The sequence below is a fragment of the Pseudomonas sp. WS 5532 genome (genome assembly GCF_012985445.1).
Classification (GTDB): Bacteria; Pseudomonadota; Gammaproteobacteria; order Pseudomonadales; family Pseudomonadaceae; genus Aquipseudomonas; species Aquipseudomonas edaphica.
The window spans coordinates 72,114-86,892 of record NZ_JAAQWK010000014.1 but is presented as its reverse complement, the minus strand read 5'-3'; the positions used below and the strand labels follow the sequence as shown (position 1 = coordinate 86,892).

17 protein-coding genes are annotated in these 14,779 nt (G+C 60.3%); 9 read left to right on the top strand and 8 right to left on the bottom strand.

The window, feature by feature from the left end; genetic code table 11:
- Positions 1–16 precede the first annotated feature (16 nt).
- On the bottom strand, positions 17–379 hold the full coding sequence (locus HBO23_RS22395) for a hypothetical protein (protein ID WP_017137865.1): 363 nt from the start codon (positions 377–379) through the stop codon (positions 17–19).
- 189 nt (positions 380–568) lie between these two features.
- Between HBO23_RS22395 and HBO23_RS22390 the strand changes: the two genes are divergently transcribed.
- Positions 569–949 (top strand): hypothetical protein, encoded by a 381-nt coding sequence (locus HBO23_RS22390; RefSeq protein ID WP_017137866.1) that lies wholly within the window; start codon positions 569–571, stop codon positions 947–949.
- On the opposite strand, the gene HBO23_RS22385 is transcribed toward HBO23_RS22390, so the two are convergent.
- The 4 genes from HBO23_RS22385 to HBO23_RS22370 form a co-directional block, all read right to left on the bottom strand.
- Positions 879–1,436, bottom strand: coding sequence for an AAA family ATPase (locus tag HBO23_RS22385; protein ID WP_170039804.1), 558 nt, complete (start codon positions 1,434–1,436; stop codon positions 879–881). The two genes, HBO23_RS22390 and HBO23_RS22385, sit on opposite strands and share 71 nt — an antisense overlap.
- Positions 1,437–1,494: 58 nt before the next feature.
- A complete protein-coding gene (locus HBO23_RS22380) occupies positions 1,495–3,009 on the bottom strand; it encodes an amidase family protein (protein ID WP_170039802.1) in 1,515 nt (504 codons plus the stop codon).
- A gap of 125 nt (positions 3,010–3,134) precedes the next feature.
- On the bottom strand, positions 3,135–3,788 hold the full coding sequence (locus tag HBO23_RS22375; protein WP_237498834.1) for a hypothetical protein: 654 nt from the start codon (positions 3,786–3,788) through the stop codon (positions 3,135–3,137).
- Positions 3,789–3,982: 194 nt separating this feature from the next.
- Entirely contained in the window at positions 3,983–5,041 is a 1,059-nt protein-coding gene (locus HBO23_RS22370; protein ID WP_170039800.1) for an MBL fold metallo-hydrolase, read from the bottom strand.
- Positions 5,042–5,181: 140 nt separating this feature from the next.
- Between HBO23_RS22370 and HBO23_RS22365 the strand changes: the two genes are divergently transcribed.
- From HBO23_RS22365 to HBO23_RS22350, 4 genes are all read left to right on the top strand, one after another.
- Entirely contained in the window at positions 5,182–5,808 is a 627-nt protein-coding gene (locus tag HBO23_RS22365; protein WP_099550477.1) for a TetR/AcrR family transcriptional regulator, read from the top strand.
- 190 nt (positions 5,809–5,998) lie between these two features.
- Positions 5,999–7,057 carry a diguanylate cyclase gene (locus tag HBO23_RS22360; protein WP_017137872.1) on the top strand — a complete coding sequence of 353 codons (1,059 nt, stop codon included), beginning with the start codon at positions 5,999–6,001 and terminating at the stop codon, positions 7,055–7,057.
- Positions 7,058–7,320: 263 nt separating this feature from the next.
- Positions 7,321–8,640 carry a PAS domain-containing methyl-accepting chemotaxis protein gene (locus HBO23_RS22355; RefSeq protein ID WP_017137873.1) on the top strand — a complete coding sequence of 440 codons (1,320 nt, stop codon included), beginning with the start codon at positions 7,321–7,323 and terminating at the stop codon, positions 8,638–8,640.
- A gap of 76 nt (positions 8,641–8,716) precedes the next feature.
- Positions 8,717–9,235: a DUF1003 domain-containing protein gene (locus HBO23_RS22350; RefSeq protein ID WP_099550475.1), complete on the top strand. Its 519-nt coding sequence runs from the start codon at positions 8,717–8,719 to the stop codon at positions 9,233–9,235.
- 72 nt (positions 9,236–9,307) lie between these two features.
- On the opposite strand, the gene HBO23_RS22345 is transcribed toward HBO23_RS22350, so the two are convergent.
- Positions 9,308–10,186, bottom strand: coding sequence for a LysR family transcriptional regulator (locus tag HBO23_RS22345; RefSeq protein WP_170039798.1), 879 nt, complete (start codon positions 10,184–10,186; stop codon positions 9,308–9,310).
- A gap of 80 nt (positions 10,187–10,266) precedes the next feature.
- Between HBO23_RS22345 and HBO23_RS22340 the strand changes: the two genes are divergently transcribed.
- Both HBO23_RS22340 and HBO23_RS22335 read left to right on the top strand, forming a co-directional pair.
- Complete coding sequence (locus tag HBO23_RS22340; protein WP_099550473.1) at positions 10,267–10,974, top strand: CTP synthase; 708 nt, start codon at positions 10,267–10,269, stop codon at positions 10,972–10,974.
- Positions 10,971–11,291 (top strand): antibiotic biosynthesis monooxygenase, encoded by a 321-nt coding sequence (locus HBO23_RS22335; protein WP_170039796.1) that lies wholly within the window; start codon positions 10,971–10,973, stop codon positions 11,289–11,291. The genes HBO23_RS22340 and HBO23_RS22335 overlap by 4 nt, the downstream gene beginning before the upstream one ends.
- A 206-nt stretch (positions 11,292–11,497) precedes the next feature.
- Here HBO23_RS22335 and HBO23_RS22330 read toward each other — a convergent pair whose 3' ends face one another.
- Positions 11,498–11,821: a DUF2025 family protein gene (locus HBO23_RS22330; protein ID WP_017137878.1), complete on the bottom strand. Its 324-nt coding sequence runs from the start codon at positions 11,819–11,821 to the stop codon at positions 11,498–11,500.
- Between the two features lie 232 nt (positions 11,822–12,053).
- Here HBO23_RS22330 and HBO23_RS22325 point away from each other — a divergent pair, with 232 nt between their 5' ends.
- Both HBO23_RS22325 and HBO23_RS22320 read left to right on the top strand, forming a co-directional pair.
- Positions 12,054–13,181: a glycerophosphodiester phosphodiesterase gene (locus HBO23_RS22325; protein ID WP_017137879.1), complete on the top strand. Its 1,128-nt coding sequence runs from the start codon at positions 12,054–12,056 to the stop codon at positions 13,179–13,181.
- The gene (locus HBO23_RS22320; RefSeq protein WP_170039794.1) at positions 13,182–13,859 is read left to right on the top strand and encodes an AraC family transcriptional regulator; all 678 of its coding nucleotides are present in this window, start codon (positions 13,182–13,184) and stop codon (positions 13,857–13,859) included.
- Here the strand turns inward: HBO23_RS22320 and HBO23_RS22315 are convergent.
- Positions 13,851–14,714: a sterol desaturase family protein gene (locus HBO23_RS22315; protein ID WP_138453571.1), complete on the bottom strand. Its 864-nt coding sequence runs from the start codon at positions 14,712–14,714 to the stop codon at positions 13,851–13,853. The two genes, HBO23_RS22320 and HBO23_RS22315, sit on opposite strands and share 9 nt — an antisense overlap.
- Positions 14,715–14,779: the final 65 nt, after the last annotated feature.

Below are 14,779 nucleotides of genomic sequence, written 5' to 3'. Positions count from 1 at the left end.
GCCAAGTGTGCCCTATTTACTCGCCGGGCAATTGCTCCTCAACCCACTCAAGTTCATAAGGCTGCCTGACGGCATAGCTGATGGCATCAAGCGTTTCTTCGCTGAGTATTGCCAACTCGGCGTCGGTCAACAGGTCATGGTGCACCATCAATGCCAAGCACGGATAGGTTGATGAGCGACTGTAATAGTCGAACATATCGGCCATATCCTTGTTGCGGGCATGAATCACGCCATACAGCATTCCGTACCGGGCGTGAGCGGACAAGGCACCGTGCTCACTGATAGTCCTGGCATCCGCCAGGACACCGAGGCAAAACCGATCAAGGGCCAATGCCCTCAAGCCTTTGAATTTCTTCCAATCACTTTCGGAAATAGACATAGCGTCGTTCTCTCGTCAGCTCAATCGGTCCGCAGATCTTGCTATCGGCGTGCGAGCTTTGCAACGTCCACTGTCCTTCTGGATAGGGCAAGTGAACCCCCGATAAAAAATCCAGTTGATGAACGGCGCAAACAACTGTACAAAAACACAGTATAGTTTGCCTTCCCCCGTCGAACCTGGAGAAACCCCATGTCCTCTCTGGCAATGAGCTCTTTCGTAGAACAGCAGATCGTCCTGCACCAATTCACCGCCAAACACAGCGCACAGGCCCGTGTGATGCTGGGCTGGAGCCGTGAAGACCTGGCCCGCCAGGCCGGGCTGGCGGTGGAGGTGGTTCAGCGTTTTGAAAGCCTGGGTGAGGTGGAGGATGAAGCTCGGTTAGCCCTCGCGTTCCGGCTGGAGGCTGAAGGCCTGGTGTTTTTTCCAGGGTTTGCCCCGGGCTGGGGGATGAGCGCACGCAAGTTTGCAGCCGCCCCTGCCGAGCTCGCGGCACCTGGCCTCATCTCGCGGTTGATGGGCTCAGCAGCGGCATCAAATGACTCACCAACGCCTCAGCCGAATGGTGCGTAGAGTCCAACCGAAGCACCGGGCAGGTCAGCGGTTTCAACCAGCTTTCATGCCGACGCAGGCTGCGTAGGCTGTGGTTGCCGCCGTCGTAACGGGCGGCCCAGGCCAGGAATGCGATGCTGTTGGCGTGGCGGCTGCCGCCCTCCAGGATCTGTTCGCCGTAGCGTTGCACTTCGCGCAGTTGCAAGCGGTGCAGGCGCACATGTGGGTCCAACCGCAGGAACACTACATGGGTGAACTGCGCGATCATCGCATCGCCCCAGCCGCACAGTGAGCCGGACAGTACCCAGCCCTCAAGGCCGGCACTCTGTTCCTGCAACAGGCGGATGCGTTCATCCTTGGGCCGGGCGACCGTGAAAGGCTCTGACGTTTGTTGCCAGTAGAAATAGTCAGAGTCGAAATAGGCGACGCCCAAGCGTTTGGCCAGAGCCTGGCCCAAGGTCGAGGTACCGGCACCTGCAGCGCCGATAATGTGTATTTTGTAGGCCATGCTTGCTCTCCATGGCTTTGAGTGTAATACGCGAGATTTGCAGCACGCAGCGCGTCATTTAAAGCTCGGGTTTTACACCGGCTTGGGCCGCCTGCTCGTACCCATAAGCCACTGCCAGCAAGGTGGGTTCCGACCAGCGAGTACCGAAGAAGTAGGCACTGGTAGGCAGGCCGTCCTCACTCGTCCCAGAAGGTACGGTGACCCCTGGGTAACCTGCTGCGGCAACCCCGAAGTAACTGTTGGTATCGTAGTCCGACACTATGGCATGCAGGTTTTTCTCCTTGATCGGGTCATCCACGCTGCTGCGAAAATCCTGGATAAGCGCGTCCCACAGCGTTTTGCGTTGCTGCGGTGTGAGAGTGGCTGCGTTGACCTTCTTGAGTACAGATTGGTGATCCGTCTCAGTACCATCACGGGTTTCATTGAATGTTATCAACTCGGCCAATGATGTGACCGGCAGGCCCGGACGCTTGGCCAAGTAGGCATTCAGTTCTTCCCTTACATCCGAGAGCAACAGTTCGTCGTAGCGTGAAGCATCTGCCAGCCGCAGGTTGATCGGTAACAACGTAGCGCCTTGCTCACGAAGTACTTGCAGTGTCTTGCTAAATTGCGGGCTGTTGTCCACCGGCAAACTTTCACCGTTGAACGTAAAGGTCGCGGGATAACCGATACGCTTGCCCTTCAACGCGCCTGGCACCAGCAGTTTGGTGTAGTCGATGCCTTGAGGGGCGCCCAGGCTTTCGGGATCGCCAGGGTCACTGCCGGACATGGCATTGAGCATCAACGCAACGTCATACACCGAACGAGCCATGGGGCCGGGTGTGTCTTGTCGGCGGCTGGCGGGAATAATCCCGTTGCGATCCAACAAGCCAACGCTGGGTTTGAGCCCCACCACACCATTGAGCGCCGCCGGTACGATGATCGAACCATTGGTTTCTGCACCGACCGCCAGGGGTGCCAGCCCGGCCGCTATCGCTGCGGCAGACCCCGAACTGGAGCCACCGACGTCGGCACCCGCACGGTGAGGGTTAAGGGTTTGCCCTCCCCGACTACTCCAGCCATCGGGGCCACCGCGAAAGCCGGCCAGTTCGCTCATGTTGGTTTTACCCAGGATCACCACCCCTTGCTGGATGAGGTAATCGACAAGAGCAGCATTCTTGCCGGCAGCCGCCCCCACAAGACCAAACGCACCTGCACTGGTTTGCATGCCAGTCGTTTCGATGGTGTCCTTGAGCAAAATGGGTACGCCATGCAACGGGCCGCGCACCTTGCCACTGGCGCGTTCACGGTCCAGTTCGCGCGCGACCTCGAGTGCCTCAGGGTTGAGTTCGATGACGGAGCACAGTTGAGGGTCCAGCGTGCGGATACGCTCTTGCAGGAAGTTCACCAGATCAACCGCCGTAAGCCCGTGCGGCCGAGCCATTTGTTCGCCCAGCTCGCGAACGCTTGCGTATGCAGTCTCTGGCGCCACGGGCTTTGCAGCCATTGGCGTTTCTACTACAGGCGAGGTCTGCGCCGGCAAGGTTTGCGCAGCCTGGCGGATCATCGAATAGATGCCGTAAGCAACCGTCATAAAGGTCTCTCCTGAGTTCAGAATTCATGCGGGATCAAGTCCGCCATTCTAAAAACCCCAGGTGTTAAAGACCCTCAGGCAGTCTCTGCTCACATCGTAGGAGGGTTCAGCACTTCCTGTAGTTGTTACGAGTTCTTTGACGCGCAGGCGCTGACCTGGCGATAGGCATGCAACAACAGCGGCAATGCATCACGCGACCATTGTGCGCCGTAAAACCACAGTTTCGCCCCATCTCCCAACGGTTCGCAAAGCGACGGATAGCCGCTGATGCAGGCACGATGAAACGCGACGCTTTCGCTGCCAGAAACCAGCGCATCCAGGCGATGCGCGGTCATGAGGTCGTCGATTTCATTGCTTTGCAGGGAAAATTGCAGGCTGCTGTCTTCACGACGCGCGTCCACTGGCACCAAGTGCGCACCGGCCTGGCGCAGAAGGTCGAAGGCTGCACACAAGGCTTCGCTGTGTTCGACGGCCTCTCGATGACCGCCTTGCACATAGCGGTCAGCGAACCCGATACGCCAACCCGATAGCATCTGTGAAGCGGTGAAGCTGGTGTTGTTCAGTACCAGGGGGACTTCCACCATGACCGGCCCAGTAGGGTCGATACCGCTTAAAGCTGCGAGTGATAACGCGGGATCCCGCGCAGGTCTTGCCGGTAGGGCCGGCGCGTTGTAGCCAGGAATGGGCGCCGCGCCAACCACTTGCGCCGCGCCGAAGACGATACCTGCGCGGCTCAGATTCTCGGGTTTAGCATAAACGGACTCGGCCGCGGGCTCCACGCTGCCCGCCTCCTCCGTCACAGGCAAGGAAAGCCCTGGGCGACACGGCATCCCTGATCGCCAATGCTCCCTACAGTTTTTTTCCATCAAAACCCGACCTCCGACAATTGATTGCGCGGGATCATCGCACTCTCATCTGGCGTTTGTCGCAGTCCTGAAACACCCTGAAAATCCTTTTTCCAGGCGGCAACGTTTCAACCCGCTGCGTGTTCTTTTACACCTTGAGTTTCCACCTCCAGCCACCACGCATGCCCGCGCTCCGGCTGGCTAAGGCTGAACGCCTGCCCCATCGCCGGCGTGGTAATCGCCACGTTGCGCTCCCAGGCCAGGGCCATGATGCGGTCAAACGGTTCGTGCCAGGCGTGGAAGGCCAGGTCGAAAGTGCCGTTGTGGATCGGTAGCAGCCAACGACCTTTGAGGTCGATGTGTGCTTGCAGGGTTTGCTCAGGCTGCATATGCACATGGGGCCAGTCGACGTTGTAAGCACCTGTTTCCATCAGCGTCAGATCAAACGGGCCGTATTGTTCACCGATGCGTGTGAAGCCGTCGAAATAACCGGTGTCGCCGCTGAAAAAGATCCGCCGCGCGGCGTCGATCATCACCCAGGAACACCACAAGGTCTGGTTGCCATCAAACAGGCCACGCCCGGAAAAATGCTGGGCCGGTGTGGCGATAAACCGGATGCCCTCGACTTCGGTGCCTGCCCACCAATCCAGTTGCCGGACTTTGCTGGCATCCACACCCCACTTGACCAGCGTGTCGCCCACGCCCAGCGGCGCAAGAAAATAGCGGGTCTTGTCGGCCAGTTGGATCACCGCGTTGCGGTCAAGATGGTCGTAGTGATTGTGGGAAAGAATCACCGCTTCCAGAGGTGGTAACTCTTCAAGGCTGATCGGCGGCTGATGAAAGCGCTTTGGCCCAGCCCAACTGAAAGGCGAGGCACGTTCGGCAAATACCGGGTCAGTGACCCAGAACTTGCCGCGCATTTTCAGCAGCACAGTGGAATGCCCCAGGCGAAACACACTGTGATCGGGTGCTGCCAACAACTGCTCACGCGTCAGCGGTTGCACCGGGATCTTGCCTACCGGGCGTGTGCTGCGTGGTTTGTTGAACAGCATGTTCCAGAAAATGCGCAAGGTTTTGCCAAAACCACCCTGCTGCACTGGAGCATCGTTGCTGAATTGCCCTGGCGCTTGCTCGGCAGCCTTTGGCGCAGCCGGCGCGGGGTCGAGACGGGTTGAAATCGTGGCCATTGCAGAGTGACTCCGGGGTCGGCTCATAAAAGACACTGCGAAGACTAACTACACTGCACAGTGTAGTTTCTAGATTGCAACAAAACCCTGAGCAAGTAAACTACCGAGTGTAATTTCCTTTTAGAGCCTTAGAGCCGACCATGACTGCACCTCTGCGCCTCACCGATCGTAAACGCGAAGCCATTGTGGCTGCCGCTATTACCGAGTTTCGCGCGAATGGGTTCGAGGTCACCAGCATGGACAAAATCGCCGCCACCGCCAGCGTTTCCAAGCGCACGGTGTACAACCACTTCCCCAGTAAGGAAGAGTTGTTTGCCGAAATCCTCCACCAGTTGTGGGCCAGCAGCGTTGCCCAACTGGACGTGAGCTACGCCAGCGACCGCCCGCTGCGCGAGCAATTGCGCGGGCTACTGGAGGCCAAGATGCTGATGATGTCGGACGCCAACTTCCTCGACCTGGCCCGTGTCGCGATTGCCGCCACCATCCATTCGCCGGAACGCGCACAAGACATGGTCAACCGCCTGAGCAAGCGCGAAGAAGGCTTCACCCAGTGGGTGCGCGCCGCGCAGGAAGACGGCCGGCTGTCCTGCACCGACCCCGCCTTCGCCGCCCACCAGATACAAAGCCTGCTCAAGGCATTCGCGTTCTGGCCGCAGATCACCCTGGGCCAACCTGTGCTCGACGCCGCCTGCCAGGCCAGCGTGATCGAGTCAGCCATCGACCTGTTCCTGGCCGGTTACGAAGTGCGCACACCAAGGCCGCAGTAAACCCTGTTACAGACGCGACATTCCAGGTCGCTTTTGGCGTATTCCCACGCTGTGCTGCGCAAATGGCCTGGAAGGACACTGATTATTCCCACGCGAATAACTGACAATATTCACCGTTAATATCCGATCAACGGTTCTACCCGCTGACGCACGTTGTCGTACCCGCAAAACAGAGCTGACCCGGAACACTATGGAAAACAGACGAGGCAAAGGGCTTTCATTTGCCAGACGTATCTACAAGCCAAGGATCATCGGCCTGGGTATCGGTTGTATCAGTGTGGCCGGCGCCCTTTACCCCCTGGCGATGCCGGGCTGGGTGTGGGCGTTCCTGCTGTTCAATGGCTATGCCTGGGCGCATGTGGCGTATCAGCTCTCGACCCGTTCGCAGTTTCCCTATCAGGCTGAACAGCGCAACCTGCTCTATGACTCGTTGTTCGGTGGTTTCTGGGCCGCCGCCACCCAGTTCACGCCCCTGACGGCCGTGACCGTGCTGTCGATGATGACCATGAACAATGTCGCGGCCGGCGGCAAACGCCTGTTTCTGCGCGGGCTGCTGGCGCAAGCGGCAGGTACCGCGGTGGCGTGGGGTTTGTTCGGGGTCAAGTTCAACCCCAATGTCAGCCTCAGCCAGGTCTACACCTGCCTGCCGATGCTGACGCTCTACCCGATGGCCATCGGTATGGTCTGCTACCAACTGGCGATCAAGCTCTCGGAACACAAACGCGCCCTCAGCGCCCTGAGCCGTATCGACAGCCTCACCGGCCTGCTCAACCATGGCTCGTGGAAAGACCTGTTGAACCTCAAGTTCCATAAGTGCCAGCAGCAAAGCAGCCACGCCACTATCGCGCTGATCGACATCGACCACTTCAAGCAGATCAATGACACCTACGGCCATATCGTCGGTGATGCGGTGTTGCGCCAACTCAGCCAGGAGTTGCGCCTGCACCTGCGGGAAAACGACTTGGCCGGCCGCTATGGCGGCGATGAGTTCTGTGTGATTTTGCCGCAAATGCCGCTGGAAGAAGCCGCAAAAGTCATGGAACGCATGCGCGAAACATTCGGCAACTATCGTAATGCCCAGATCCCGGAGTTGCGCGTGAGCCTGAGCATTGGCCTGGCCGACTTCCAGCCACTGTTCAGCGATGCCGCGATGTGGCTCAACGCGGCGGACCGTGCACTGTACACAGCCAAGGAAACCGGGCGTAACCGGGTTAATGTCAGCGATTACGTGGTCGCCCATTCCGCTTGAGTTGTCCGATAACACCTCGTCTGAATCTTCCGCCCGCGCCTCGCAGCGATAGCATAATGCCGCCACTGGTCGCCTGCCCAAAAATGGTCCTGCCCTAACGGCGAACTTCTTGGCAGGCTGATCACTCTGAACCCCTTGTTCCGCCCCCTCTGTCAGCACCAGGAAGCTGACAATGAGCAAGTCAACCGTAAGGCCCAGGGCCATACGGGGTCAGGCGCCTATTCATGGATACCTCTGACGCGTGCTTCCCCGAGCCCTCGAACATGCTATTTAACGCCCATAAAAAAACCATCAGTACCCTGCAATACACCAATGCCCAGCAGGCCAGCCTTCTCGACGCGATTGAGCGCTCCATGGCCGTTATCGAGTTTGACCTGCAAGGCAGCGTGCTGCGTGCCAATGACAACTTCCTCAAGACCATGGGCTACCGCGCCGAGCAGATCCTGGGCCAGTCACACCGGATGTTCTGCACACCCGCGTTCGCCCGCAGCGCCGAGTACAACCAGTTGTGGACGAACTTGCGCAATGGCCACTTCCAGTCCGGCACCTTTGAGCGGCTGGCCGGCAATGGCCAGTCAGTATGGTTGGAAGCGAGCTATAACCCGGTGCGCGATGACACGGGCCAAGTGATCAAAGTGGTGAAGTACGCCATGGATGTCACCCCGCGCCTGCAGGCCGAAAGCGAAGCCAACGCCAAGCTGGGCGCCATCGACCGTGCCATGGCAGTGATCGAATTCAACCTCGACGGCACCATCATCACCGCCAATGACAATTTTCTGCAGCGCATGGGCTACAGCCTGGCGCAGATCCAGGGCAAACATCACCGCATGTTCTGCACACCGGAGCTGGCCAACAGCGCGGCGTATACCGAGTTCTGGAAACGCTTGAACCAGGGCGAACTGTTCAACGGCCAGTTCGAGCGCGTTGATAAACACGGCCAGACCCTGTGGCTCGAAGCCAACTACAACCCGGTGTACGACGCCAGCGGGCGCCTGTGCAAAGTGGTCAAGTTCGCCTCTGACGTCACCGCCAGGGTGCAACAGCACGCAGCCGACGCCGCCAGCGCGGCCCAGGCTTACCATATTTCCCTGAATACCCGGGATGTGGCGGAAAAAGGCGCCGACGTGATTCAGCAAACCGCCAGCGGCATGCGCGAAATCGCTGCAGACATCGACACCTCCTCGCAACTGATCGCCAAGCTGGGTGAGCGTTCGCAGCAGATCACCGCCATCGTCAACACCATTCGCGGGATCGCCGACCAGACCAACCTGCTGGCCCTCAACGCCGCCATCGAGGCGGCACGCGCGGGTGAGCAAGGCCGTGGTTTTGCCGTGGTGGCTGACGAGGTGCGGCAACTGGCAGCCCGCACCAGCGGCTCGACGGCGGAAATCTCCAGCATGATCGCGATGATCCAGGACGAGACCCGCCAAGCCATCGAGAGCATGGACAGCACCCGCGACCGCGCGGCGCTGGGGGTCGACCTGGCGAACCGCGCAGGCACGGTGATCCTGCAGATTCGCGAAGGCACCACCGAGGCGGTGCAAGCGGTGAGCGCGTTCGCCAACGAGCGCGGCAACACCTGACCGGTTCTTCATGTGTGTGTCGGGGGGCGCGGTCTATAGTGCTAGCTTGTCTTAACGCTTAGGATTCGAGCCCGCCATGACCCCCGACAAGCCAGACGCCGTACCTGTCGATCACCTGCGCTTCCACCGCGGCCACGCCCATCTGGCGCCGACCTTTGGCAACGACACCTTTGCCCTCAAGGCCGAAGCCTTCGCACGCTTCTTTGGCACGCCGACCTTTCTCGGCGCGCAAACCGCGATCGTGGTGGTGTGGGTGGTGCTCAACATCACCGGCGTCACGCATTTTGACGTGTACCCGTTCATCCTGCTCAACCTGGCGTTCAGCCTGCAGTCGGCTTACGCCGCGCCGCTGATCCTGCTGGCCCAGACACGCCAGGCCGCCCGCGACAAAGCCCAGTCCGACGCCGATGCGCAACACCGCGAAGCCCTGGCCATTGCCAATACCGAACGCCAGGCCCAGGCCGCGCAAACCACCAAACAGTTACTGGAATTGCTGGAGCAGAACACCCGGCTGACGGAAATGACCAAGCAACTGACCGAGCGTATCGAGACGTTGACGTGCGAGATGCATGAGCAGTTTGTGCGAAAACCCTGAGACGTTTACCCAGAGGAACTCTCCTGGGGCTGGCAAGCCCGCTCGCCACAACAAGCCCGTTCGCCACAATGCTCAAGGCAGCCGAATATGCCGCCCCAACTCATCAAACAAGGTCACCACCGAGCGCAGTGCCCGGCAGTCCGGGCGTGTCAGCAGCCATAGCGCCGTATCACGCCCCGCCAGCGCGGGGCCGAGTGGTTGCAAACCGTCCTCCAACAGAAAGTCCGGCAGCGCCGCCACGCCCAGCCCTGCGCGTACCAGTTCGGCCACGGATAACATGCTGTTACAGCGATAACTGGGACGCACACCCGGTAGGTGCTCACGCCGCCAGGCCACGGTGGAGTGATCGGGCAAAAAGTCATCCGGCGCGATCCACGCCAGCTCGGACAACTCACGCCCCTGGTTTTGGCGGGCATAACCGGCGCTGGCACACACCTGATAGGCCACGGTGCCCAGTCGGCGGCCAACCAGATGCTCCGGCGGCGTCTTGGTCAGGCGCAGCGCAATGTCCGCGTCGCGGCGGCTGAGGTTGGCAAAATCATTGGACGTGCTCAACTCCAGGATCAACGCCGGGTAGGCCGGCATGAACTGCGCCAGCGCCGGTAGCAGCAACCCCTGTAGCACCGAGTCGGTGCAGGTCAGGCGCACGGTGCCGCTGATTACTTCACCACCCTGCTCCACCCCGATGCGCGCCGCTTCCAGCGCTTGCTCGGCCTGTTCGGCCTGCTGCGCCAGGTGGCTGGCCAAACTGGTGGGCAGGTAGCCGGCACGGCTTTTTTCGAACAGGGTCTGGCCCAGGGCCGTCTCCAGTCGTCGCACGGCACGGAACACCGTGGACACATCCACCCGCAGCAGCGCCGCCGCCCGCGCCAAGGTGCCGCCACGCACCAGCGCGAGAATCAGCGACAGGTCCGGGTAATCGAGCTGATAGTGCGTGGCTGCATGGAGCATGTGGGCAAACGCCAATTTTGATTGCGTGAGCGCCAATCTATAGTGCGCCTCAGGACACCACAAGCCATGGGAAGTACACAATGAAAACCACCCCTCTGCACCTCGCCCTGATCGGTGATTACAACCCCGACGTAACGGCCCACCAGGCCATCCCCGTGGCGCTGCAACAGGCTGCCGACGCCTTGGGCCTGAACGTGCAGTTGCACTGGCTGGAGACCGACTCGATCACCCCGGCCACCGAACTGCATGCCTTCGACGGCTTCTGGTGCGTGCCCGCCAGCCCCTACCGTGATGCCGACGGCGCACTGCGGGCGATTCGTTTTGCCCGCGAGCAAAAACGCCCATTCCTGGGCACCTGCGGTGGTTTTCAACACGCGGTCATCGAATATGCCCGCAACGTGCTGGGCTGGGCGGATGCGGAGCATGGCGAACTGGCGCCCGAGGCCAGGCGCGCGGTTATCACGCCGCTTGCGTGTTCCCTGGTCGAAGCCACCGGCAGCATCCGCCTGGCGCCCTACACGCGTATCGCCGAGGCTTACGCCAGCCTGGAAACGGAGGAAGGCTACCGTTGCAGCTACGGCATCAACCCCGAGTTCGCCCAGGCATTACTCGAGGGCGACCTGATCCCCAGCGGCCACGATTCGGCGGGCGATCTGCGTGCCGTCGAACTGCTGGGCCATCCGTTTTTCGTCGCCACCCTGTTTCAGCCCGAACGCGCGGCACTTAAAGGAATTACGCCGCCACTGGCGGTTGCCCTGCTCAAAGCCTGCCAGGCGCAATCGGTATGATCGCCACCACACCCGCCCCGCCCTATTACGCCGTGATTTTCAGCTCGTTGCGTACCGAAGGCGATCAAGATTATAGCCAGGCCGCCAACCGCATGCTGGAACTGGCGCGCGAACAACCGGGGTTTCTGGGTGTTGAGTCGGCGCGGGAAAACGGCTTGGGCATCACCGTTTCCTACTGGGAAAGCGAAGCAGCGATTTTGGCCTGGAAGCAACAAACCGAACACAGCCAAGTGCGCGAGCAAGGCCGCGCCAATTGGTATTCGGCGTTTCACACCCGCGTGTGCAAGGTCGAGCGGGCTTACAGCTTCGAGCGTTGAAACACAGCCTCAAGCCCCCTGCAAAAACCTGTGGGAGCTGGCTTGCCTGCGATAGCATCAACTCTGTGTGCCTGATACACCAAGGTGTCTGCATCGCAGGCAAGCCAGCTCCCACAATTAGACCGAAGTGTCTCAGGACAATGGTGATCGAGCAGGTGGCCGCCTTAGCGAGCAAGCCCCACAGGTTGCTCTCCACTTGCCTGGACCTAGCTCACCAAACTGCGCAACGCACTGATCTGCGGGATCTCCACCCGGCGCATATACACGCGCAACGGCTCGGTGATGTTGATACGGTCATCGATATTCTGGTCCAGCAGCAACTGCAGGCGTTCGCGCGACAGGGTCATAGTGTGGTCGGCGGCCGGCAGCCAGACAAATTCGGCAGTGGGGATGATGCCGTCATCGGCCACGTCCATGCCGAAGGCGTCTTCGCTGAAACGCACGATGTAGTAGCCGGTTTTGCGGTTAAGGCCGACAAAACCCTGGAGTTGGTCGGCGGCCTGGCAGATAAGCTCGGAAGTGATGCGCATGGTAAACCTCACTGAAAAGTCCCACAGGGACTGGAAAGATGGTTTACACGCGTGGCAGAAATTACTGCCCTCTAACGGGGCAGCTTTGGCCAAGAATACTGCAACGCAGCACAAAAAAACCCACAAAAATGCCTCGTGAGTACCTTAATGTCGGTTTGGTGATAGCGCCTTTCGCAATCAATTGTTAAAAAGGACGCCTTCTCAAAGTTACCTCCACGAAAGGACTTCGCATATGCCTGTCACGTTTACCAAGAGCGCCCTGCTGCTCGCTCTGATGCTCGGCCTTGGTCAGGCACAGGCTGCCGACCCGATCAGCCCGGCTGAATTGGCGACAAACGAAGGCATTCCGTACCCGGCTGTCATTGCTCACCGTGGCGCATCCTACGACGCCCCCGAATCCACCGCGGCGTCCTACAAGCTCGCCCGCGACCTGGGTGCCGACTACCTGGAAATGGACCTGCAGCGCAGTAAAGACGGCGTACTGTTCGCCCTGCACGACAACAACCTGCAACGCACCACCGACGTGGCCACCAAGTTCCCCGAGCGCAAAGACGCTCCGGCCAACGAGTTCACCTGGGCCGAACTGCGCACCCTGGACGCCGGCAGCTGGTTCAACGCCGCTTACCCGGACCGTGCCCGCCCGGCGTTTGTTGGCCTGAAAATCCAGAGCCTGGACGAGATCATCAAGATCGCCGAAGGCAACCCGCAGCACAAACCAGGCCTGTACATCGAGACCAAGGAGCCCAAGCAGTTCCCGGGCATCGAAGCCGACCTGAAAAACAAGCTGCTGGATAAAGGCTGGTTGAGCTCCGCCGGTTCCAAGCTGGGCAAGAGCAACACCGGCGTGGGCCAGGGCAAAGGCCGCGTGGTGCTGCAGACGTTTGAAAAAGACAGCTTGAAAGAGCTGCAGAAAGAAATGCCCAACACCCCGAAAATCCTGCTGTTGTGGGTTGGCCCAGGCAGCATCGAGCCTAAATCGGCACAAACCTTCGCTGAGTCCGGCGAAACCACCAAGGCCGCCTACTACGCCAAGCAAGAGCCAAAAGACGCCGCCGAGTTCGAAAAGTGGGTGGACGAAGCCAAGAGCCTCGGCGCCATCGGCACCGGCCCTTCGGCCGAGCTGACCAACCACGGCGACCAGAGCTACACCGACCTGGTGAAGCCTGAGATGAACAAGCTGACCCACGACAAAGGCCTGCTGGTGCACGTCTACACCGTCGATGAGCCCGTGGACTTCGAAAAAGTCATGAAAGCCGGCGTTGACGGCATCTTCACCAACCGCGCCGCCGAACTGCTGAAGTTCTACAAGCGCTGGCCTTCGTCGAGCGTGCAGGACCTGCTCAAGGACAACGGCTACTGAGTGAAACCCGAATGGTCAGGTCGCCTGTGGTTGGGGCATGACTACGGCCTGATCTTCGGCGAGCTGGGGCGTACCGCGCCCCATGCGCACTACGCCCATCAGTTGATGCTCTGCCCCGGCAAACCGGTCACGGTCAGCCTCGATGGCCGTGTCACCACGGCCCATCGCCTGTTTATCCCCTCGCAACACCCCCACGCCCTGCTCGCCAGCGACGGTGACGTACTGGTGCTGTATGCCGAACCTGCCACCTTTGCGAACCAGACCCTGGAGCATCTGTTGCTCGATGCGCAGCCATGCCTTGAGACACTGCAACTGCAACTGAGCCAGTTACCCCGGCGCGCCCGCGTCGACCCGCGCCTGGAACGGGCACTGTCGGCCCTGGATCAGCAGCTTGCCGGCAAGGTTTCAGCCCAGGCACTGGCCCACGCCGCACACCTGTCATTAAGCCAATTGGAACGCCTGTTCACCCATCAACTGGGCGTGCCCGTGCGCCGCCTGGTGGTATGGCGGCGCTTGCGTGTGGCGCTGCAAGTGGCCCTTGGCGGCAACACGTTGACCGAGGCCGCCCACGCTGCGGGGTTTGCCGACTCGGCGCATTTTTCGCGCACCATGAAGCAGTTGTTTGGCGTGACGGCCGGCGCGTCATTGCGTCAGTTGGACGTGCGGCTGCTAACGTAGCGCGTCCGGCAAAGGCGGTTCTTTGCTCAAGCGCGCCGGCATGAACGGGTCACGTATCTGCGCCGCATAGGCCACCGGGAAATTCGGCCGGCTGCCAATGCCCAGGTCGCCAGGGCCCATCTGATAGTGCTCGCGATAAAACGCCGTGCCCAACAGCCAGTCCCACAGGTTGAAGAACAAACCGAAATTCACATCCCCGGCGCGCCCGTACTTCATGTGATGAAAACGATGCACCGGCGCCCAGGCAAATACCCAACGCAATGGCCCTAAACGCATGTCGACGTTGGAATGTTGCAACAACAGCTGGATCGCAATTGCCAGGGCCAGCAACTGCGCAACCTCCACAGGAATCCCCAGCAGCACCAGCGGCAACAGGCCCGCCGTCGCCTCCAGCATCTGATGCAAAGGGTGTTTCATCAGCCCATTGAACCCATACAGCCGCTGCACGCTGTGGTGTACCGCATGCAGGCGCCAGAGCGGCGCAATACGGTGGCTGGCGTAGTGCATCAGGGTAATGCCGGCATCGGCCAACACAATCGACAACAGCAGTTGTGCCCACACCGGCCAGCCACGCGGCCAAATGCCTTCGAACGCCAGCAGGGCCGTGAGCCCCGGTAGAATCAACAGGCCCAGGGCATTCAGGCTCTCGTTGACCAACGCGTGGAGCGTATCGCGGCGCCGGTCCCCGAGGCTGCGATTCCATTGCGGCTCATAGGGCAGCCATTGCTCCATCACAAATGACACGGCGACGGCTGTCGCAAACACCACGACCAGCCAACCGGGCTTCCAAAGCCCCCAAGCTAAAAAACCCACCAGGAATACAGGCGCGTACAGCCAAGCCACTAAACGTTTCATCCGAGTCTCCCTTCCAGTGAGCCCCCAGCATGCAACCCTCCACACGCAGCGAATTGAACAAACGG